General features: G+C 34.8%; 12 protein-coding genes. 4 read left to right on the forward strand and 8 right to left on the reverse strand.

Annotation, left to right across the window (positions count from 1 at the left end; all coding sequences use genetic code 11):
- Window positions 1–312: 312 nt before the first annotated feature.
- The 3 genes from R2Q59_RS00490 to R2Q59_RS00500 are packed head-to-tail and all read right to left on the reverse strand — an operon-like array spanning window position 313 to window position 4,154.
- Window positions 313–1,659, reverse strand: a complete 1,347-nt coding sequence (locus R2Q59_RS00490; protein ID WP_316772966.1) for an MFS transporter — start codon at window positions 1,657–1,659, stop codon at window positions 313–315.
- A complete protein-coding gene (locus R2Q59_RS00495; RefSeq protein ID WP_316782634.1) occupies window positions 1,660–2,820 on the reverse strand; it encodes an aminotransferase class I/II-fold pyridoxal phosphate-dependent enzyme in 1,161 nt (386 codons plus the stop codon).
- 2 nt (window positions 2,821–2,822) lie between these two features.
- Entirely contained in the window at window positions 2,823–4,154 is a 1,332-nt protein-coding gene (locus tag R2Q59_RS00500) for an APC family permease (RefSeq protein WP_316772970.1), read from the reverse strand.
- A gap of 112 nt (window positions 4,155–4,266) precedes the next feature.
- Between R2Q59_RS00500 and R2Q59_RS00505 the strand changes: the two genes are divergently transcribed.
- From R2Q59_RS00505 to R2Q59_RS00515, 3 genes are all read left to right on the forward strand, one after another.
- The gene (locus tag R2Q59_RS00505; protein WP_316782636.1) at window positions 4,267–5,661 is read left to right on the forward strand and encodes a CHAT domain-containing protein; all 1,395 of its coding nucleotides are present in this window, start codon (window positions 4,267–4,269) and stop codon (window positions 5,659–5,661) included.
- A gap of 264 nt (window positions 5,662–5,925) precedes the next feature.
- Entirely contained in the window at window positions 5,926–7,812 is a 1,887-nt protein-coding gene (locus R2Q59_RS00510; RefSeq protein WP_316772978.1) for a DNA topoisomerase IV subunit B, read from the forward strand.
- Between the two features lie 118 nt (window positions 7,813–7,930).
- Window positions 7,931–10,087 carry an ATP-binding protein gene (locus R2Q59_RS00515; protein ID WP_316782638.1) on the forward strand — a complete coding sequence of 719 codons (2,157 nt, stop codon included), beginning with the start codon at window positions 7,931–7,933 and terminating at the stop codon, window positions 10,085–10,087.
- On the opposite strand, the gene R2Q59_RS00520 is transcribed toward R2Q59_RS00515, so the two are convergent.
- Genes R2Q59_RS00520 through R2Q59_RS00530 form a run of 3 tightly spaced genes read right to left on the reverse strand, consistent with a single transcriptional unit; the run spans window position 10,084 to window position 18,377 of the window.
- Entirely contained in the window at window positions 10,084–11,085 is a 1,002-nt protein-coding gene (locus R2Q59_RS00520; protein WP_316782640.1) for a YihY/virulence factor BrkB family protein, read from the reverse strand. The genes R2Q59_RS00515 and R2Q59_RS00520 overlap by 4 nt on opposite strands.
- Window positions 11,086–11,089: 4 nt before the next feature.
- On the reverse strand, window positions 11,090–13,408 hold the full coding sequence (locus tag R2Q59_RS00525) for a BamA/TamA family outer membrane protein (RefSeq protein WP_316782641.1): 2,319 nt from the start codon (window positions 13,406–13,408) through the stop codon (window positions 11,090–11,092).
- Entirely contained in the window at window positions 13,392–18,377 is a 4,986-nt protein-coding gene (locus R2Q59_RS00530) for a translocation/assembly module TamB domain-containing protein (protein ID WP_316782643.1), read from the reverse strand. Before R2Q59_RS00530 ends, R2Q59_RS00525 begins: the two co-directional genes overlap by 17 nt.
- A gap of 154 nt (window positions 18,378–18,531) precedes the next feature.
- On the opposite strand from R2Q59_RS00530, the gene R2Q59_RS00535 reads away from it, so the two are divergent.
- Window positions 18,532–19,020: a cytidine deaminase gene (locus tag R2Q59_RS00535; protein WP_316782646.1), complete on the forward strand. Its 489-nt coding sequence runs from the start codon at window positions 18,532–18,534 to the stop codon at window positions 19,018–19,020.
- 168 nt (window positions 19,021–19,188) lie between these two features.
- Here the strand turns inward: R2Q59_RS00535 and R2Q59_RS00540 are convergent, their stop codons facing one another.
- Complete coding sequence (locus R2Q59_RS00540; RefSeq protein WP_316782649.1) at window positions 19,189–20,220, reverse strand: LLM class flavin-dependent oxidoreductase; 1,032 nt, start codon at window positions 20,218–20,220, stop codon at window positions 19,189–19,191.
- Window positions 20,221–20,683: 463 nt separating this feature from the next.
- Window positions 20,684–21,505 (reverse strand): alpha/beta hydrolase, encoded by an 822-nt coding sequence (locus tag R2Q59_RS00545; RefSeq protein WP_316772992.1) that lies wholly within the window; start codon window positions 21,503–21,505, stop codon window positions 20,684–20,686.
- Between the last annotated feature and the right edge of the window lie 112 nt (window positions 21,506–21,617).

A 21,617-nucleotide genomic window follows, 5' to 3' on the forward strand; every position in this document is an offset into this window, starting at 1 on the left:
GGCTAGGTCTATTAACTATCAACTATTTGCTTTTTTGAAAATGTTTGTCAGAAGCTCTTCGGCATCCCGATAGCTATCGGGAGCAGCCCTGCCCTCGCTATAATCTTTTTGTTTTTGCGTCATTTCGACGTTAGGAGAAATCTGTAAGATAGTAGCACTTAACTAACATTTTAACGGTTGGCAAAAAAACAAAAAGTATTTCCGCTATCCCGATAGCTATCGGGACAGATTTATAGAACGAAGGAAGAAGGGTATGGAAAGTGTAAGATGTAAAATGGAATAGGTTAAGTTTCCAATCTTGCTACTTGATACTCAAATCTTGTTACTATTTTCCTTAAACCTCGTAAAAAACAGCAACGCCAAAACACAAAGGGCAAAGCCAACAACGCCATTTAAACGCAAACCATAGTCATTACCTGGGTCTTTACCATAAACAGTAAGCATTGCAAAAATGGCTATCCCTAATGTCTGGCCAAGTTTTACAAAAAGATATTTAACAGCGAAGAACATCCCCTCGTGGTTTTCGCCAGTTTCTAAGGTGTCTTTTTGAGCGATGTCAGCTAAAATTGCATTGGGTAAAATTCCTAAAGCCGCTAAGGGAAAAGAAGCAAAAACCACCAATAAATACATTTGATTGGCAGGCTCAAAAGGGAGTTTTCCTAAAAAGAAAATAGTAACGAATATTAAGCTCAAAACACCAAATGCCAAAAGCACCAAGGTTTTCTTTCCGAATTTTTGAGAACCATAATTGATAAATGGATAGAATACCAAAGATAAAACGACCATCAATCCCATAAACTTACCACCATCAGAATCTGGTAGGCCAAGCAAAACCGTTACAAAATATAACAAACCACTACTCATCAAGCTTAAAGCGGTATAATAAGTAAAATCAGAAATGAGGTAATATTTAAAATTGGAATTTCTAAACGTATTTTTAATTGCTGGTAAAAGTGGAATATGTGTTGGTTTACTTTCTACATAATCTTTTTCCTTAATAAAAACAATCGGCAAAATCATTACCAAGCCAGAAAAAACAGCTAAACCCCAAATGGTGTATTGCAAGGCGTGAAAACGTTCGGTAACGTGAAAAACAGTCTGAATTAAATCAGCAAAGTTATTGCACAATGCCCCTAAAATCATCCCTAAAACAAAACCAACTTGTTGAAAAGTAGAGAGCTTTACTTTTTCTTCAGCGGTATGCGTTAGCTCCGCAAGCAAAGCATTGTAAGGAATAATATAAGTAGTTACGGAAACGAAAAATCCTGCTAAGACGATTGTTAACCACCAAGCATTACTTAAACTTTCGCCTTTTACCAAAGGATAAAAAACCAAGCTGCAAAAAACAACAGCTGGTAAAATGGCCCATCTCATAATTGGGAAACGCCTTCCTTTTGGGTTGGTACTGCTATCACTAACTGAAGCAATAAATGGGTCGTAAGCGGCATCGAATAACCTACCCGAAGCTGCAATTAAAGAAAGAATGTTAAATGCCCCAAAAACCAATAATTGCGGAACCAGCGGAACCAGACCAGAATTGTTTGGTGGCAGATAAAAGTAAGGAAGCATCACAATGATTAGATTGGTCATGATACTCCAACCCATCATTCCGGCACAGTAGGCAATTTGTTTTTTAAAAGGTAGTGTTTGTATTGGCATTTAAATTTTCGAGAAGGCTTGTTCTAAATCAGCGATAATATACTCAGCTTCTTCCAATCCTACATAAATTCTTATCAACACGTGTCTATTATTGGTTGCATCGAAATCTGTTTTACTTATCCCAGCACAAGCCGGAATAATTAAGCTTTCGTATCCACCCCAAGAAACAGCCATTAAAATGTGCTTTAAGCCATCGCAAAAAGTTTCTATTTTAGTTAAATCAGCATCTTTTAAAATAATGCTAAACAAACCGCCGCATTTTTTCATTTGCTTTTTAGCAAGAGCTAAGTCCTTGTTATCTTGACTAAAAGGATGTAATACTTTTTCAACTTTAGGGTGTGCATTTAAATATGCAATCACCTTATCTGCAGTTTCGCTAATCTTGTCTAGCCTAATTGGCAAAGTTCTTAAACCACGTAGTAAAAGCCAAGCATTTTGTGGGGCAAGTGCAGCACCAATATTTAAATATTCTTTGTTGAAAATCTTTTCCAATAATTCTTTTTTCCCAGTTAAAACTCCTGCCACAACATCGCTATGCCCTGCTAAATATTTGGTAGCCGATTGCGCCACTAAATCTATTCCGTGAGCGATTGGCTGTTGATATAGTGGAGAGCAATAACTATTATCAATCATTGTTAAAATGCCTTTTTCTTTGGCAATTTTAGCCACGGCTTCTAAATTTTGAACATCGAAGCTAAATGTATTTGGCGATTCAAGATAAATCAACTTTGTTTTAGCCGTAATAGCACTTTCATATTGACTTAAATCTGTCCCGTCTATAAAGGTTGTACTTACACCATATCTTGGTAAAAACTCCTTGAATAATTTTATAGTCCAACTGTACGGGTTTTCTACGCAAACCACTTCATCGCCACTTTGTAATAATGCCAAAACAGGGACTGTAATTGCAGCAATGCCGCTACTAAAAACTAAAGCATCTTCAGCTCCATCAAGCGCCGCTAACTTTTTTCTTAAAATATCTATCGTTGGGTTAAACCCTCTTGAGTATAAATTGCCTTGGTATTCATCAGCCAATGCGGCTCTAAAATCTTCAACAGTGTTAAACTTAAAATTGCTCGTTTGCATAATAGGAGGAGCAATTGAATTGAAATAGCTTTCACGTTCTTCGCCTAGTTCATTTAATATATAAGATAAGTCCATTTTTAATTTGTAGCTTTTTTAGCGTAGAAAATGTAGTATAACATTAAGAATAATAATAAAAGTCCTGTTCCAATGAAGGCGGCATTTACATCTTTTATCACTACTCCAATGGCAATCATAAAGTAACTAAACACAAAAAATGTAGCCAATATTGGAGTGAATTTATTCCAGGTGTTTTTTGTTACGTCAGCACCTTGCATTCTTTTGCGCAAGATAAATAAGGTCGCAGCTGAGGTGCTCATTCCAATGCTATCTAAAAACATGGTAAAGTTTAAAATGTTATCAACTCCTTTTCCAAAAAATGTAATGATAACAGTGATTAATGAAAAAGTAGCTAATCCCGTTACCAAAGCACCCGTTTTGGGACTTGTATAAGAAAATATTTTCGGAAAAACCTTGTCTATGCTCATTGCATACATCACCCTTGGGTTACTCATTAAAAGGATGTTTACATAAGCTAAAACAGAAAGAAACATCAAGGCATCAAACACTTTTGCACCAAATGGACCAAACCAAGCTTCACAAAGTAATGCGCCAATTGCCGATGCATTTTTCATTTTGTCAAATCCTATTACATCGATATAAGCAACGTTTATCAGTAGGTAAAGCGAAACAACGATGATAATACCTATGAAAATCCCCTTGGGTATGATATTTGGTTTTTTAACTTCGGCACCAAAATTTATGGTCTGCTGATACCCGCCATAGGCGAAACAAACCGGAATCATCGATACTAAAAAGAGTGATAGTGCACTGCGATTAGAAAGTGAGTACAATGGAGAACCTTGCTCGTAACCATGTGGCTCTACAACAACACCTTTAAAAACACTAGCAATAAGTAATAAAACCAATCCAACTTTAATAACGATGAGTACATTCTGAGTTTTACTGCTGGTTTTTAATCCAAATAAATTAACGCAGAAAAATATAGCAACGGCCACAATTGCCATTGTGGTATTAAAAAATGTACCGCTGGGTTTGCCAAATAGCAAATCACTCACATAATCTGAACCAATTAAGGCAACAACTGCTAGCGATGCCGCATTACTAATTAAAATGATGGCGTTAACTGAAAAACCGATAGCGGGATGATAACAATGTGCAAAAACCTTATAATAACCACCCATTGCTGGTAACCTCAAACCAATTTCCGCATAAGTTAAAGCGCCACAAAGTGCGATGATTCCACCTACAATCCATACTGCAAAAAAGATGGTGTCGTCTCCAGATGTAGCCGCAACTGATGCTGGATTTCGAAAGATTCCCATTCCAATTACTAGACTAACCACAATCATAGAAAGGTCGAAAAGAGAGAGTTGCTTTTTAGCTTGCATGAGCATAAGTTTAAGTTTGGAAGATATGAATTTTAGTTTGGAGTTAAAAATTTGGGGTTTTTAAGCCTCTCGAAAATTCTTAAACGACAGGCTTTTTTTGTATTATAGTACTATGAAATACATTTTGTTGTTCCTGATTTTAATTTCAAGCCATTTAGTTTTTGCGCAAACAGCAGAAAAGGATGTTTTTGAAATTTATGAGCGGCAATACAATGGAATGATAAAGAGTAGGGGCATGCCAGATTCATTTGGGTTTACACAGGTTATAGGGGGTTTTAACACAGCTGGATTAAAATCAAATAAAGATTTTGCCAATGTGTTAAAGAACCTGTATGGCGACAAGGAGAAAATAGGTGTTGTATTCTTTTTTTATAATGAAGGGATTTTACATCGTACCTTTTTTAAACCTGGAAAAGTTTTAGAAGAAAAGAAAATTAAAATTAGTCCACAAAAACTAGCAGAACTGCATAGCGATTTATTAATGGCATTTAAAATACAAGCCAAATCTGCCAATAGGTCTCCAATTAAAAGAGGAGTAGTTGTTAAGAATATAGGTTCAAATGTCAAGAAAGTTAATCTCGAAGTATTAACAAAAGAAATTGGTAATATTTTATTGCCTACTGGTTTTGATGAAACTGTAAAACAGTTAATAGTTATTCCAGCACTAAATATTGGCACTTTCCCTTTTCATATTTTGAAACCCTACAATGACAATTCTTATCTGATCGATAAATGTAGTTTTACAATTAGTCCAGGGATAGTTGATTTAATAGTCTCTAAAACCGTAACTTTGAGAGAAACCATAGGTGGGGAATGGCAAAATGGAAAATATTTAGATCAAGACGGCTACACGGATCGGAATAGGCATTTGCCAGAAAAGAGGCGATTTACATTAGATAATCCATTATTTATTAGTAACCCAGCTTACCCTAAAAATTTAGAATATGAATTTCCAAATTTACCAGGTGCCGCGAAAGAAATAGCTGGCGCTATAAGCTATGCCAAAAACTATTATTTGCTTTCAGGAAAAAATGCTACAAAAGATAGTGTCTTTAAATATTGGGAAGAGGCAGATTTAATTTATTTTGCAACACACGGTATAGCTGACGAGACTAATCCGATAGAGAATAGTTACTTGGTGTTGAGTGGTGATGATGCCAAATTAACAGCGAGGGATGTAATGAATCTTGCCGTTAAAGGTAAATCTTTTCCAGAGATGGTTATACTTTCTGCTTGCCAAACTGGTTTGGGCAAATCTGTTGATGTTGGTGTAACTGGATTAGCTAGGTCGTTTATTTTAGGTGGAACAAAACAAGTAATCATGAGTTTATGGAATGTAGATGATGAAGCCACCGCTTTTTTAATGGAGAGATTTATCATTCATTTACAAGCACCAAATTTTTATCTTCCTTCTGAGCAACTTCGCTTAGCAATTTTAGATACTAAAAAGAAATATCCCAACCCAATGTATTGGGCAAGTTTTTCAGTTTTTGGAGTAAGTTATTAAAATGTGTACTTCTTTTTCATGATGCACCTAACTCTTTACCAAAAATGTTCATTTGTGGAAACTTTGTAATTGATTTGCAGAGAGATTAGATTAAATTTGTAATGCTGAGTTATTTCCACGTCTTTTCGATGGAGGAACTATAGCAATCTTTAAATTTAATTTTGTCATCCTGAGGAACGAAGGATCTCCTTAAAAGAGTTCTCAAATAGATTCTTCGCTTCGCTCTGAATGACAAGTTACACGCTTAATGACAAAACCTTTATTATGGCAGAACCGATTTATAACGAAGATAGTATTAAGTCACTTGATTGGCAGGAACACATTCGTCGCCGACCAGGGATGTATATTGGTAAGCTTGGAGATGGTTCTGCGCAAGATGATGGTATTTATGTACTGCTGAAAGAAATCATGGATAACTCTATTGATGAGTTCATGATGGGTGCAGGAAAAACTATCGACATTACTTTGAGCGACCAAAAAGTAAACATTCGTGATTATGGCCGCGGTATCCCTTTGGGTAAAGTAATTGATTGTGTTTCTAAAATGAATACCGGTGGTAAATATGATAGCAATGCCTTCCAAAAATCTGTAGGGATGAATGGTGTAGGTACAAAAGCAGTTAATGCCCTATCAACTTCGTTTGTAGTGCAAAGTTATAGAGATGGTAAAACTAAAAAGGTAGAGTTTAGTAAAGGTCTCATCACTTTAGAACATCCAGAAATTGAGACAACACAGCGTAATGGTACAGCGATAACTTTTTATCCTGATGAAACTATTTTTAGAAATTACCATTACATACCAGACTTTGTAGAAAGCATGATCTGGAACTACGTGTTCTTAAATACAGGTTTGGTTATCAATTTCAATAACCAAAAATATTTCTCGGAGCGTGGTTTATACGATTTATTATCAAAACAAAATAAACCAGAAGAAATCCGTTATCCGATTATCCATTTAAAAGGCCATGATATTGAGGTGGCAATGACACATGGACAACAGTACGGAGAAGATTACCACTCGTTTGTAAATGGTCAATACACTACACAAGGTGGAACCCACCAAGCCGCATTTAGAGAAGCAGTAGTAAAAACAATTCGTGAGTTTTATAAAAAGGAATTCGATGCCAATGATGTTAGGGCATCTATCATTGCGGCAGTAGCCATACGTGTGCAAGAACCAGTTTTTGAATCACAAACTAAAACGAAGCTAGGTTCAGAGAAAATAGCGCCAGAGGGGCAATCGGTTAGAGGTTTTGTAAATGATTTTGTAAAGAAGGAACTAGATGATTATTTACATAAACATTCAGATGTTGCTGATGCACTTTTAAAAAGAATTATCCAATCTGAAAGGGAGCGAAAAGACATTGCTGGCATTAAAAAACTAGCTAATGATAGAGCGAAAAAAGCATCCTTACACAATAAAAAACTAAGAGATTGCAAAGTTCATTTTAACAGTACACATGAGAAAAGGTATGAAACGACCTTGTTTATTACCGAGGGAGATTCTGCGTCTGGTTCTATAACTAAATCTCGTGATGTTGATTGTCAAGCTGTTTTTAGCTTAAAGGGAAAACCATTAAACTGCTACGAATTAACCAAAAAGGTGGTTTATGAAAATGAAGAGTTTAACCTTCTGCAACACGCCTTAAATATTGAAGATGGTTTAGAAGGTTTGCATTACAACAACATTGTAATTGCTACTGATGCAGATGTTGATGGAATGCACATTCGTTTGTTAATGATGACTTTCTTTTTGCAGTTTTTCCCAGACTTAGTAAAAGCTGGGCACGTTTACATTTTGCAAACCCCATTGTTTAGGGTTCGTAATAAAAAAGAAACCATTTACTGCTACAGTGAAGATGAGCGAAGAGATGCGATTGAAAAACTGGGAGGTAAGCCAGAAATTACTCGATTTAAAGGATTGGGAGAGATTTCTCCTGACGAATTTGGTTTATTTATTGGAAAGGATATTCGCCTAGACCCAGTTATTTTAAAGGAGCAAACCATTAAAAAGCTCTTGGAATACTATATGGGTAAAAATACGCCAGAAAGACAACAGCACATCATTAAAAATTTACGTATTGAAAAAGACGAGGTAAAAGAGGGCGAAGAGGAAAGAAATGCAGCTAATACGAATTTAGAAGTTGCATAATTTTCTACTTAACTAAAACAATATTTTTTTACGTAATATTGCACATCCCTATTTGTTATTAAAAAATACCTGTAATGGATAATTACGGGAATAATTAATTTTAATTAACGAAGCCCTTATGCCTTTTTCATCTGCTAAAAACTCTTCAACTCGATACGGACTTGTTGTGTTTTTAATCTTATCGCTCTTTTTATGCGCCACTTTCTTTTATGTTCGTAATAGTAAAGGAAACGACCTAGCTCGTGATATCAATCATCTTTCTGAACTAAAAGAAGATTATGCTTTAATAGATTCTTGTGTTGTTGTGCTTTATAATGCAGATAACAATTGTAGGTTATATGCAGTTACTGGTCAAAAAGCTTATATCAATAAATTCGCAAGTGATATCAACTTTGTTTCTCATATTTTGGATAACATTAGGCTATCTACTGACCTTAATGATAAAAAAGGACCTCAAGATTTAAAAGGTTTGGTAGACCAAAAGCGAGTAAGAACACAGCTTTACCTAAGATTAAGACAATTAACCGATAGCTTAATTAATTTATCAACTGGAGTAGATACTTCTGGTAATAAGATACAGGTAGATTCTGATGGTAATGAGCTAACATATAAGCAGTTTAAGACAATGGTAACTATCGACACCATTAAAATATCGCCAAAAGCTCAAAAAGAAAAAAACTTAATTGGCCGTTTGGGAGATGCGATTAAGCGTAAGGCACCAACTAAACAAGAGGATGCCGTAAGTAGAGTAGTTAGAATAGAAACCAAATTAGATACTTCTAAAAGAGCGATGGCTTTTAATAAGCTGCAACTAAAGAATATGAATAATTATTTCCGCAATTTATATGCGGCAAATAATATGTTAAAGAGTAATGAGGTCGTAATCTTAAAGCTCAACACTAAGATCATCACAGAAATAGTTTCGCTATTACAAAATTATAAAAGAAAGGAAATTGTCTTTGCCAAGCAAAATAGAGAAGAGATTAAAGGTCATATAGATGGTACTTTTAAGAGCATAGACAAAATTTTTATCTTTAGTATTGTTTTACTCGTTTTGTTGGTGAGTGCTATTTTATATAACCTTTGGAAAATTTATAAAAATGAAAGTGAGCTCATTAATTATAGTCAAAAAGCTTCTCAGTATGCTAATTCTAAGAGTAGGTTTTTGGCAAACATGAGCCATGAGATAAGAACGCCACTAAATTCTGTAATTGGTTTTTCTGAGCAATTAAGTCAGGGAAAACTCGATTCACAGCAGATGGAGCAAGTTAGTGCCATTAGAAGTTCTTCGGTAATGTTGTTAGACGTTGTGAATGATATTCTTGATTTTTCTAAATATGAAACTGGAAAAGTAAACTTCGATAAAATCTCTTTCATCCCACTTGATGCGATAACGGAGGTGTTTAATAGCATAGCCATACAAGCTACAAACAAGGGAGTAGAATTAAGAAATGAAGTTTCATTTAAAAGGAATTTTTGTTTTTCTGGAGATTCATTGCGTTTAAAACAAGTAGTGATGAATCTGTTAAGCAATGCGATTAAGTTTACCGAAAAAGGCTCGGTTACGTTAAAAGCCGATGTTGTTTTAAATGCTAAAAAAGGAATATTAACAGTTCAAATTATAGATACGGGAATTGGTATTGGAGCTGAAGATATTGACATGATTTTTGATGAGTTTGCTCAAGTCTATTATTCATCCACCAAGATTAAACAAAAGGGAACAGGTTTAGGCTTAGCAATTTGTAAGCGGATAGTAGAGTTTCAAGGTGGGCAAATTGGAGTAACAAGTGAGTTAGGGAAGGGCTCGATATTTAGTTTTGAAATTCCTTACGAGATTTGTGCTGCTGGTGACGCGTTAAAAAATGTAGTTGATACGAGTATAGATACTAATGGCTTAGCGGGAAAGCATATTTTATTAGCGGACGATAATAAAATGAACATCCTTTTGGCTGAAACGGTTATTAAAAAATATAAAATGATAACTAACGTGGCTTATGATGGGAAGGAAGCATTTGAATTATTTAAAAAGAACGATTATGATTTGATTTTAACCGATATACAGATGCCAGAAATGGGTGGGATAGAGTTAACAAGGGTCATAAGGTCATACCCTAACCCATCAAAAGCCAACATCCCAATTTTAGGGGTAACAGCAAATGTGTTAGAAGAAGACCGTAAAAAATATATCGAATCTGGAATTGACGACTTAGTACTCAAACCTTTCTCCGAAAGAGAATTGATTGATAAGATGGCTAAATATTTGAAAAAAGGCTAAGCTTTTTCGGGTAAATCAACTGTATCTTCTGGGTGTTGTGGTGGTAACACAGCTACTTTCTTTTCTACAATTATGGTTTTTAAATGTACTGCATATTTGCTTGGAGATATACCTTCAGTATATTTTTCGGCATAAGCTTGTGTAAATTCAGCACCAAAGTATAATATAATAGAGGTGTAATATATCCAAACCAAGATTACAATAATGGAGCTTGCAGCACCAAATGCAGAACCTGGGTTACCCTTTTCGATATAAATGCCAATAACATATTTACCTAAGCTAAACATCAATGCGGTAAATAGCGCACCTATCAAAGCTGGTTTCCATTTTAAATCAACATCTGGTAGTACCTTAAAAATGATGGCGAAAATTGAAGTTACAACCGCGAGTGTCAACATATTAGTGATAATTAGCATTACGAAACCAGAAATGCCTTCTATGCCAATTTTAGCTGCATAAATCCCAAGTTTATTACCTATTCCAACTACTACACTGTTAAGCACCAGGGAAACCAATAATAAAAATCCTAATGATGCAATTAGAGAAAAAGATAAAAGCCTATTGGTAATTAATTTTTTCCAACCCTTTTTAGGAACCGCTTTTACTTTCCAAATGATGTTGATGCTATCTTGAATTTCTATAAAAATTGCGGTAGAACCAATAATTAAAGTTATGATACCTACAATTAAACCCATTGTGCTTTTGCCAGAAAGATTAGCGTTTTCTACAAATCCCCTTAATTGATTGGCTGCTTCAGTTCCAATCATTTTGCTAATTTCTCCAAACAACTTGGTGTTTGGGTCCATATTGTCACCTAAAAAGAGACTAGCTGCAGAAATAATGATGATGATTAAGGGAGTAAGTGAAAATATGGTATAATAAGCCAATGATGCGCTTAACTTCATCACCCTATCTTCCATGAAACCTTTACCTGCAGCTATAAATAAGTGATAAGTAATAACTACTAAGTTTTTCGCTTTTTTTAATAAACCAATCATACTGTTAAAACGGATAACCGATGCCGATGTTTAAAATAAAATTCTCTTTACGCCAAGTCTTGCTGCCAAAATCTACATCGTTTAATACCCAACGTTGACCACTAGGAAGATAAGGTTTTCTGATTGGAAATGCACCGTCTAACCTAATTACAAAAATCTGGGCATCTATTCTTAACCCTGCACCGGTACCTACGGCTAATTCATTTAACGCATTACTTAATTTAAAGCCAGAACCTGGTCTGCCGCTATTTGGAATGGTTGGTTTACCTAAATCTTCTTTTCTTAACCAGATGTTTCCTGCATCAACAAATAGTGCACCTTGTAAAGGTCCTGCAATTTTAAACCTCAATTCAGTATTCAGCATTAATTTAATATCACCACCTTGGTCTGCAAATTGGTCATTTAAATTTACTTGATAAGTTCCAGGACCTAAAGATCTTGCTCTAAAAGCCCTAATGTCATTACTTCCGCCAGCAAAAAATTGTTTAACAAATGGTAAAGAGGTGCTATTTCCATAAGCATAGCCATAACCTGCATTAAACCTATTTGCCCAAGTTACGTTTCTATTTACTTTATGATAGTTACGCAAATCAGCTTCAAACCTAATAAATTGAGTTAACGGAATGCCGAATAAAGTTCTTTCGCCAACTCCATTTTTAGAAACAAATAGACCCCATAAATTACCACCAGTCTCAATACTTCCTCTAAAATAGGTTGTGTTTCTACGTTGGTTTTCCATTTGATTGGTGAACGTAAAACTATAGTTGCTTCCTATAATAAACTGCTCTTGCAAGGTATTTTCTAGGCCTGGAGTTGCCTTATATAAACTATCTAATTTTAAGGAATCACCCTCTGTTGGTTTAACTAAAGTGATGGATATTGGATTAAAGCTGTGCTCTTTATGTAAGTTCTCTTTCCAGTTGTAACCAAATTCTCCTTTAAAAGAATTCAATTTGTATAATGAACCTCTGTTTAATAGTTGATAAGATAAAGAAGCTACGGTTCTAGGAATGAAAGAATTGGTAACTCTTGGCTTGTAGAAAGGAACGATAAATTGAGGAAAAGTTAATTTCCCTTCCGCTGTAAATGAGTAGGAATCAAGTCCTCTTGCAGGCCCGCTTACCTGTGTTTCGAATCCGCCACTCACACTTACATCTAACTGTTCTGCACCTCTAAATAAATTCCTAGTTGTTTGTGTTAGTTTTACTTCAGAACCTACAAAATTGTTCGACTTGTTTGTTCCATTAACCGAGAATGTTAAGGAATTTTTCTTTAGCGGAGTGAGGTAAATATTTAGATCAAGCTGATTGTTTTTAAAACTATCAATAGGTAAAAATTCTGCCCTAACATCTCTAAACGCCCCAATATTAACCATCCTGTTTAAAGATTGGTTATGGTCTTTTCGGTTGTAATTTTCACCCTTTTTAAAGAAAACCAACCTGTCGAATAGTTTAGGCTTAAATGTATTTCTGTTATCGTAAATGTTAAAATCGTTATACTTTAAAGGAGTTAAAGTTTTTAACAGACTATCTCTTCTAAGGCTGTAATTTGGATAAATGTTTATTGAGTTAATGGTATATGGTTTTATCCCTGCATCTGGTGCACTTCTTTTAACATTAACATTAATGTTGACTAAGTTTTTACCTATTGTACTGTCAACTTGTAAAATCAAATAATCAGGACTGAAATAGAAATATCCATTTTCCTTTAAGTCATTATCTATTCTAATTCGCTCATTTTTATAAGTATCTAAGTCATAAAAATTGCCAACTTTCAATAATGTATTACCCTTGTTTTGGTCAATGATATGTGTTAAAACCCCAGTGTCTTTTGGGAAAGTAATGCTATTTATTTTATACCTAATTCCAGTATTTGTAGTATAAATCGCTTTTCCTTTTTTGCCTTTTATTACGGTATCACCAGTAACCTCGGCTTGTAAATAACCCTGACTAATTAAATAGCTTTTTAACACATCGTTATTGTATTTAATCTTTACTTCACTTAATAAAACTGGAGGTTCGCCAATTTTATTTTTTAGCCAGTTGCCAATTCCTTTAGGTTTTACAGTGTCTGGGGCTAAATTATGAATGAGCAATTTATATTTTATCCCTAAAAGCGATTTGTTAGGTCGAGGTCTGGTTTTGTTTTCTAGAGTCTTTTTAACCTCTTTTTGGTCATCGATTCTTTTACTTGAATCTGGGTTAATGTTTATCTCAGCACCTGTGTACAAGTACTGTCCAGGTTTTAATCGCCTTGTTGTACTACAGCTAGCTACAACCAAACAAGCCAATAAAAATACTATGGGTTTAATTAGTTGTTTCATCTTTAGGTTTCTGTTCTATTTGGTTTCTTAATTTCTTCTTACGTGATTGGAAAACTTCTCTAAACTTATTGTAATCTACTACCAAGGTAAAACCGAGGCCAGTTTCAATTATCTGACCATCAATTACAGCTTCATTCTGGTTTCTTCTGTAAAAACGTAACCTATATTTTCCATCAGCTGATAAAGCATATTCTACATTCAAATTTCCCGCTATGTTAGAAGAGCTTTGTCCAGGAACTTTAGGGCCTTCTAAACCGAATGAGCTTCCAACGGTAATTGTTAAACGTTCATTTAATAATTTTTTAGAAAGACCAACTTCTAAATCAGTTTTTTGTTCTAACGAACCGGTAGAATAATCTTCTGAAGAGTTTACATTAAAGTTTAAATCTACACCTTGTATTAAATCAGATGCTAGGTTGTTCAATTGCTCAGTTAATAATTTACTCACGCTAGAACGTGCCCATGTAGAAGCGCCACCACCACCGCCAGCTAGACTTTGGAAAGGGTTATTCGCTATAAATCTATTTAAGGCCAGCAAGGCGAAAACTTGTTTGTTCAACTCGCTTTCATCTCTATTTACGTTTTGCAACTTGGTATAAACAGTTCCAGATAAAGCACCTCGCTCATTTTCAGGCAAATCTATTTTAAAAGAAATTTTTGGTTTCAATAATTCCTCTTTCATATATAAATAAACTTGAAACGGTAATTTCGTTTTGGCCTGAATATTATCTGGTTCATTAATTAAATCAATTGGGGCGGCATTAACTTCATATAAAGCAGTTAAATCAACGGTAGCTGCGGTAGGTTCTCCTGTCCAGATTATAGTACTTCCTTTAACGATTTTAAATGGTCTTTTGCCCAAAGGTGCAACCGTTAAACTATAAGAGCCTTCTTCAACTTCATACCTTCCTGTTAAGCTTATTTTTCCGCTCGGGTCAATTGTTGCATTTAAGTTGGCATTACCTTTTATACTTAAATTATCGCCATTTTGTGGGTCTACAACTACATTTAGTTCTGCTTCTGGGTCAATTGTTATGGTGGCAACTAAATTCATCCCTTTTAATGGCGATTTACTAATGCTGTCGGCTTTTAGAGGTTTCTGTCCATTAAACGGTGGTGCATCAGCATCAATAAACTCTACAATTCCTTCCTGTTCTATAACAGATGGGTCGTTGATTGGCAAAGCATAAAAGAATTTAGTGCCCTTATTTACCCTGATGTTCATGTTTACATCAGGCTGATTTAAATCTCCACGAACTTTAATGGTACTGGTTAAATAAACCGTGCCGTAAATCATGTCGTTATCCGCTGCAGTAGAATTAATTGCCCTAAAATTATCCGTTCTAATATCTAGACCAAACCTTACATTTTTAAAATCTGTAGTGTAGATATTGCCATCTATAATTGCTTTTTTGCCTAATGAATCAACCAGTGTAAAATCATCAAATCTAATACCTTCATTCGTAAATGCTATTTCTTGTGTAGGCATTGTGAAATATGAATTAATGTAGGCAACATTAAATCCAGCATCGTTAAATTTCAACGAACCTAAGATTTTAGGAGCTGTTAACTCTCCTTTTACAGAGAACTGACCAGTTACGGTTCCTTTTCCTTGCCTAATTTGTCCAAGACTTACACTTTCTATTTCTTTTAAATCTATCTTATCAATGTTAACGGCTAAATCTAATGCACTTTGAGGGGCTGTATAATAGAAACCACTTGCTCGTAATTCGTGTACTCCTTTTAATTTGGCATCTACTTGAAAAGCATTGGCGGTATTGTTATTTACCAGTAAGCTTAAATCACCAAGTTCATCCTTTTGATAGCGTAATTTGCTTACGTTCAAATTAGCCTCGAACTTAGGATTAGAAACCAAGTCTTTCACATCAACCATACCGTTAATTGTTCCACCAACCATAGCTGTGTCAGTTTCTGCAAACTTGGTAATCGTTTCTATTTCAAAATTTTTAAACTCTGCACGTAGTGGAGAATTTGGAACATTGCTAATGCTATTAATGCTCAATAATTGTGAGCCTTGACTTAAATTAAACTGATTGGCCAATATACCTGATTGACCAAACTGAATATAGTTTTCTGGAGAGATGGTCCATTTTTGATAATCTAACAATAGCTTATTTGGGTCGAGGTTAAACCTGAAATCCTTGTTGAACGATTTGAAAATCCCTCCAATTACGTACTTATCTTTTCTTTGCCTATCTCGAAGGAAGATGTTTAAGTCTAACTGATTATTCGCTGCATTTCCAGAAATTTCGGAGTTGAATAATACAATCGATGGACTTAGAATACTTTTGATAGTTAAATTATAGTTTAACTTTTGGTTGCTATTATTTACCGCAAGGCGGAGACTATCCACATTATAATCTCCATAAACTACTTTCGGGAAAGAGGCATTCATTAACAGACTATCTTTCTGTGTATCAATTAATCCATTAATTCTTGATGGGACAAAAGTGGTTAACTCAGGCACAAAATCTTTTAAGAACTTAGGATTATAAATATTGATATCGAATCTGAAACGCTGGTCTGGGATAGCAACCACTTCACCAAACTGATAGTATTTATTGATTTGGTTAATGACTGCATTTCCAATTTTACTTAACTGATATTTTCCATCAATTTTTGCACTTAATAATTCAGATTTTAAAATCAAGCTATTGGACGTTGCTGTAGAAACTGCATTGATTTCAACTGTATCAACATTAAATCTTCTTCCTTCTTTTACAATTTGTAAACCAGTTGCAAAAACATCACCGTTTAAATAATCTACATCAGCAGTGCTGATATTTGCTTTGATATTACCTGCAACCTTAAATTCTGTTGTACTAAAGTTTAATTTTTGTAAGTCAACTTGTTTTAGGTTAACATCACCCTTAATGGATGGGTATTTTCCTGCTAAGTTAATTTGTGCATCTAAATTGAAGTTCGCATTACTATCTGGCATACTTCCCTTAACATTTACCAACTGGTTAGCATAAGTTCCGTTTAGCTTCAAATTGCGGTAATTGTATTTGTTATAAGTTGCGCTTAAAACGGTAGCATTAAATTTCGCATTGATTGTTTTTGGGTCTAAACCTGTTCCCGAAACATTAGCTTTTGCGGTAATTCTACCTAAAGTAGCTTGTTGCTTTAATAATCTGCCAACATTGAAATTGTTTAAAATGATATTAGCTTGGTAACGTTCCTTCCCTTTCGGACCTTTCATATTCGCAACAATTACAGCGCCACCCATATCTGTCTGAATATTTAGATTGGTATTGAAATCAGTCATCGAACCTTTAAAATTTCCTCTCGCATCTACCATATTTGGTAACTCAATAGTGGGAGGAAGTGATTTTTTAGGTACAACTACCAATATATCAGCTTTGCTAAGATGTAGTTTTTTGATGTTTAAATCTAGATAGGTTTTGTTGATATCAGGCAATCCTTTTGCTCTTCCGCTAATATCAATTTGTGTATTCTTCAATCCAGAAATCTGTAATTGAGTAATATTTAAATTGTTTAAATAGCCATTTACATTAGCGTTTACCTTAATTTTTTCATTCCTGTAATTTGCAGGTATCGCATTGCTAAAAAAGGCAGCATCTTTTAAACCGATGATGGTGTTTTTAAAGTTCAAGATCATTTGAACTCTTTCGGGATGTTTGGTCAAATCCTCCAACGAAGTAAAATTCAACTCTGTTGCATTATTAATGCTTGTATTTGGTGTTCTTAAAATGAAATTAGCTAGTTTGATTTGCTTGTCTGTATAAGTTGCATCACCTCGTAGTTCATTTAAAACAAATCCACTTTTATCTTTTAACGAACCATTATTTACTTTAACAGTAATGCCTCCATTGGCGAAGTTTAAATCGCCGGCCCCTAAGTTTAAATTGGTAATATTTAGGTGGTTAAAGTCTAAACCCTTGGTTGGTTTTGCACCTAAATTATCAAACTGTAAACTGTTATCGTTAAAATCTACCTTTTTTAAAAATAAAGCCAATGGCGATTGTTCTACTAAAACTGTATCTTTTACCTTGTTTAAATTATTACTTGGTGCAGGTTTAAAAGCGAATAAGATTTTAGATTTGTTTAGCCTTGCTTCATCAGCATTATATTTCCCATTTGTTAAATCTACCTTCAAATTTACCAACCCCAAATCGTTAATGTTGGCTATGGCTTTAGTGGTAGATAATTGGTCATCGTAATTGATGTTCACATTATTAAAAGCAAAATCTTCGACAGTTATGGTCGGTAATTTTCCTGTTTCTTTTTGGGCGCTATCAACACTGTTGGTTAAATGTTGCACCAATTGTGTTAAAGGCTTTTGCTGTAAATAATTTAGCGTGGTATTTTTTAGGCTTAACGATTTTATAACGTAATTCTGTTTCGCTAAGTCGAAGTCTTTAATCTTGGTTTTAAACTCGCCCAGATATAATTTTACATCATTTCCTGCTACATCATCTCGATAGGTAATGCCTATGTCTGTAAATAAAACTTTATCAATTCTAAATTTAAGTGGGGCAGAGGTAGTGTCTTTTGCGGGGTCTTTTTTCTCCTCGATCATAAAAGCATCAACCAAAAAAGAAAAATTAAAGGTAGTATCTGGATTTATTCGTTTTACGTTAGCCCGTATGTTTTTTAGTTCAATGTTGTTAATTTCAACAGTGTTTTTTAGAAGCTTGAATAAGCTAATATCGACCTGCAATTTCTCAGCATATAATAACGTATCGCCTTTGCGGTCTTCTATATAAAACTTGTTAAGCACTACATCTTTTGGTAAGGCAATTTTTATACTTTCTAACCTAACTTCGGTTTTAGTCTTGTTTTTGATGTAGGTGATGGCTTTATCCTTTACAAAATTCTGTACCGCAGGAATATTTAAAGAAAGCGCAATAAGCACCACAAGCAAAATAATGCTAGCAATAACCCATAGGAAAATTTTTAAGCCTTTGCGTAAATACTTCTTCAAGCGAGATAAATTTGAGATGATAAAATGTTTAATACTAATACTGTGCCATTAACACTATGTATTTTAAACAAATTGCGAATAGAAAAGTTCTTTAGAATTTAAAGAAAAAATAGCTTAGGTTTATATCCCGCAAATAATTTGTGGAACATAATCTATGAGCGCACAGAATTTTACAATTAGCTACGAAACTTTCGACGGTATAGAAGACCTTTCAGCAACCGATAAAATACTATGTTTAAAAGCGAAAGATGCATTAGCTTCATCGTTTTCTCCATATTCTAAATTTAAAGTAGGAACAGCAATTTTGTTAGCCGATGAGCAGGTTGTTTTAGGAAGTAATCAAGAAAATGTAGCTTATCCATCAGGACTTTGTGCGGAACGAGTTGCTTTATTTAATATTGGGTCTAACTATCCAAATGCTGTTATCAAAACAATGGCCATAACTGCACAGACCGATGTTTTTAAAATTGTAAATCCAGTTACTTCTTGTGGTGGCTGTTTGCAAGTGATGATTGAAGTAGAGAAAAGACAAAAATCGCCTATTGAAGTTCTATTCTATTGCATAGATGGACAGATTTTAAAAGTAAAAAGCGTTAAAAATTTATTGCCTTTTGCTTTTGTGGAGGATAGGTTGGGATGGTAAAATTTTGTTGTCAGTCTGAGCCTGTCGAAGACCTTGATAATCAACAAATGTATATTAGTCCTTCGACAAGCTCAGGATGACAAAACGCAAAAACATTAAGAAATTAAGCCTTAAATCTTCTTAATTCCTTAATGTTTAAACTGTTTAGGAAAGTCTCCTTCAGGGGATTTAGGGGTTCAACGCTTCCCTTACTTTCGGTGCAATTTTAGTTCCGAATAGCTCAATAGATTTCATCATTGCTGAGTGTGATGGTCCGCCGACATCCATATGTGCAGAGAAACGAGTTAAGCCAAACATAGCTTCCATTGCTAAGATTTTATCAATTGCTTCGTTTGCATCGCCGATGATTAATGCACCATCTTTACTTCTCCCAAAATCGAATTGATTTTTTTGATATGGAGGCCATCCACGAGAGCGACCAACCCTATCCATTTGTGAAGAGTATAATGGGTAATAATATTCAGCAGTTTCTGCACTGTTTTCTCCAAAGAAAGAATGCATGTGAACGCCTACTTCAAACTTAGCCATATCGTGACCATAAGCTTGATAAACTTTTTTATAATAATCAAACAAAGGCTTAAAACTAGCTGGATTACCACCAATAATGGCGAAAATTACAGGTAAACCTAATCTGCCTGCTCTTTCTACAGATTCTGGCGTGCCACCAATAGCCACCCAAATCTTTAAGTTATTGTCTACCGCACGAGGCAATATTTCTTGATTGGCTAACTCTGGTCTGAATTTGCCTTTCCAGCTTATCTTTTGTTCTTTGTTTATTTTTAAAAGTAGCTCTAGTTTTTCCTCGTAGAGTTCATCATAATCTTGCAAATTGTAACCAAATAAGGGGAATGACTCAATAAAACTACCACGACCAGCCATTAATTCGGCTCTGCCATTTGAAATTAAATCTATGGTCGCAAAACTTTGATATAGCTTAACAGGGTCTGAAGAGCTCAAAACAGAAACAGCGCTGCCTAATTTTATATTTTTGGTTACTGTAGAAGCTGCTGCTAAAATTATTTCCGGAGTAGAAACTGCATAATCCGGACGATGGTGTTCGCCGATGCCATAAAAATCTAAACCAACTTCATCCATCAGTTTAATTTCTTCGATAATTTCTTGCAATCTTTGTTGGGCAGGCTGTACTTCGCCTTTTGCATTTACTTGCAAATCCCCAAACATTCCGATACCTAATTCCATAACTGTAAATATTTTTAACAAAGTTATGGTGTAGCAGGTTTATAATATTTGATGTATGATAAGAAATTAATCAATATTGTCATTCCGACTTCGGAGGAATCTAATAGTCAGAATAACAGTCTAAAAATAGATCCTTCGCTGCGCTCTGGACAAAACACTAAAAATAATTTATCATTTCCGACTTTGGAGGAATGTGATAGTCAGGGTATCACTTCAAAAATAGAACCCTGCCTGTCCAGCAGGAAGGGTTCGCTGCGCTCTGGATGAAAACACTAAAAAAAATAGTTTTGTCATGCCGGCTTCGGAGGAATCTAATAATTAAACTAAATAGATTCTTTGCAGGCTCAGAATGACAAAACCCCAATAAAAAAACATTAAGGAATTAAGACTTCATTCTTCTTAATTCCTTATTTGTTATATGATCTCAATACGCTTAACGCAATACGCTCTACGCAATACGCTATTATCCTTTAATAAAAGCTAAAAGGTCTTTGTTAATAGTCTCAGCTTCTGTGGTTGGCATTCCGTGAGGGAAACCTGGGTAAGAAATCAATTTTCCATTTTGCAATAGTTTTGCTGCTTTTACACCAGTTAATTCGAAAGGAACGATTTGGTCGTCTTCGCCATGCAATACTAAAACTGGAATATCTACACTTTTTAAATCTTCAGTGAAATCTGTTTCAGAGAAAGCTTTAATACAGTCGTAATGTGCTTTTATTCCGCCCATCATTCCTTGTCTCCACCAGTTGTCTTTTATGCCTTGAGAAGTTTTTGCACCTTCGCGATTGAAGCCATAAAATGCATCTGTAAAATCTGCAAAAAACTGTGGGCGCTTGGTTGCTGTACCTTCACGAATTTCATCAAAGACAGACATCGGCACACCATCAGGATTTTCATCATTTTGTACCATAATTGGTGTAACAGCACTTACCAATACTGCTTTAGCAACTCTGCCTTTTCCGTGTTTAGCAACATAACGAATTACTTCGCCACCGCCAGTAGAGTGACCAATATGAATGGCATCTTTTAAATCTAGAAATGCTACTAATTCGGCAACGTCTGCTGCATAAGTATCCATATCATTTCCTGTTGCAGTTTGTGTAGACCTGCCGTGTCCTCTGCGGTCGTGAGCTATTACCCTGTAACCTTCCTTTAAGAAAAACATCATTTGGGCATCCCAATCATCGCCACTTAATGGCCAACCATGATGAAAAACTATTGGTTGTCCTGTTCCCCAATCTTTGTAATAAATTTCTGTTCCGTCTTTTAATTTTAATGAGCTCATGGTTTTAAGTTTAAGTGATGATTGATGTTTTTTATTTTAGCAAACAACGATGATTCCCTTGTTTACATTACAAAAGTAGCTTTCAAAGATTAACAAAGATTTGATGTATGAT

The sequence above is a fragment of the Pedobacter frigiditerrae genome (assembly GCF_032678705.1).
Lineage (GTDB): Bacteria > Bacteroidota > Bacteroidia > Sphingobacteriales > Sphingobacteriaceae > Pedobacter > Pedobacter frigiditerrae_A.

Bases quoted from the DNA above. Each gene is read 5' to 3' on its own strand.
- R2Q59_RS00490 (WP_316772966.1), bottom strand. From the start codon at position 1,659: ATGCCAATACAAACACTACCTTTTAAAAAACAAATTGCCTACTGTGCC.
- R2Q59_RS00520 (WP_316782640.1), bottom strand. From the start codon at position 11,085: ATGATTGGTTTATTAAAAAAAGCGAAAAACTTAGTAGTTATTACTTAT.
- R2Q59_RS00535 (WP_316782646.1), top strand. From the start codon at position 18,532: ATGAGCGCACAGAATTTTACAATTAGCTACGAAACTTTCGACGGTATA.
- R2Q59_RS00525 (WP_316782641.1), bottom strand. From the start codon at position 13,408: ATGAAACAACTAATTAAACCCATAGTATTTTTATTGGCTTGTTTGGTT.
- R2Q59_RS00540 (WP_316782649.1), bottom strand. From the start codon at position 20,220: ATGGAATTAGGTATCGGAATGTTTGGGGATTTGCAAGTAAATGCAAAA.
- R2Q59_RS00500 (WP_316772970.1), bottom strand. From the start codon at position 4,154: ATGCAAGCTAAAAAGCAACTCTCTCTTTTCGACCTTTCTATGATTGTG.
- R2Q59_RS00515 (WP_316782638.1), top strand. From the start codon at position 7,931: ATGCCTTTTTCATCTGCTAAAAACTCTTCAACTCGATACGGACTTGTT.
- R2Q59_RS00505 (WP_316782636.1), top strand. From the start codon at position 4,267: ATGAAATACATTTTGTTGTTCCTGATTTTAATTTCAAGCCATTTAGTT.
- R2Q59_RS00495 (WP_316782634.1), bottom strand. From the start codon at position 2,820: ATGGACTTATCTTATATATTAAATGAACTAGGCGAAGAACGTGAAAGC.
- R2Q59_RS00510 (WP_316772978.1), top strand. From the start codon at position 5,926: ATGGCAGAACCGATTTATAACGAAGATAGTATTAAGTCACTTGATTGG.
- R2Q59_RS00545 (WP_316772992.1), bottom strand. From the start codon at position 21,505: ATGAGCTCATTAAAATTAAAAGACGGAACAGAAATTTATTACAAAGAT.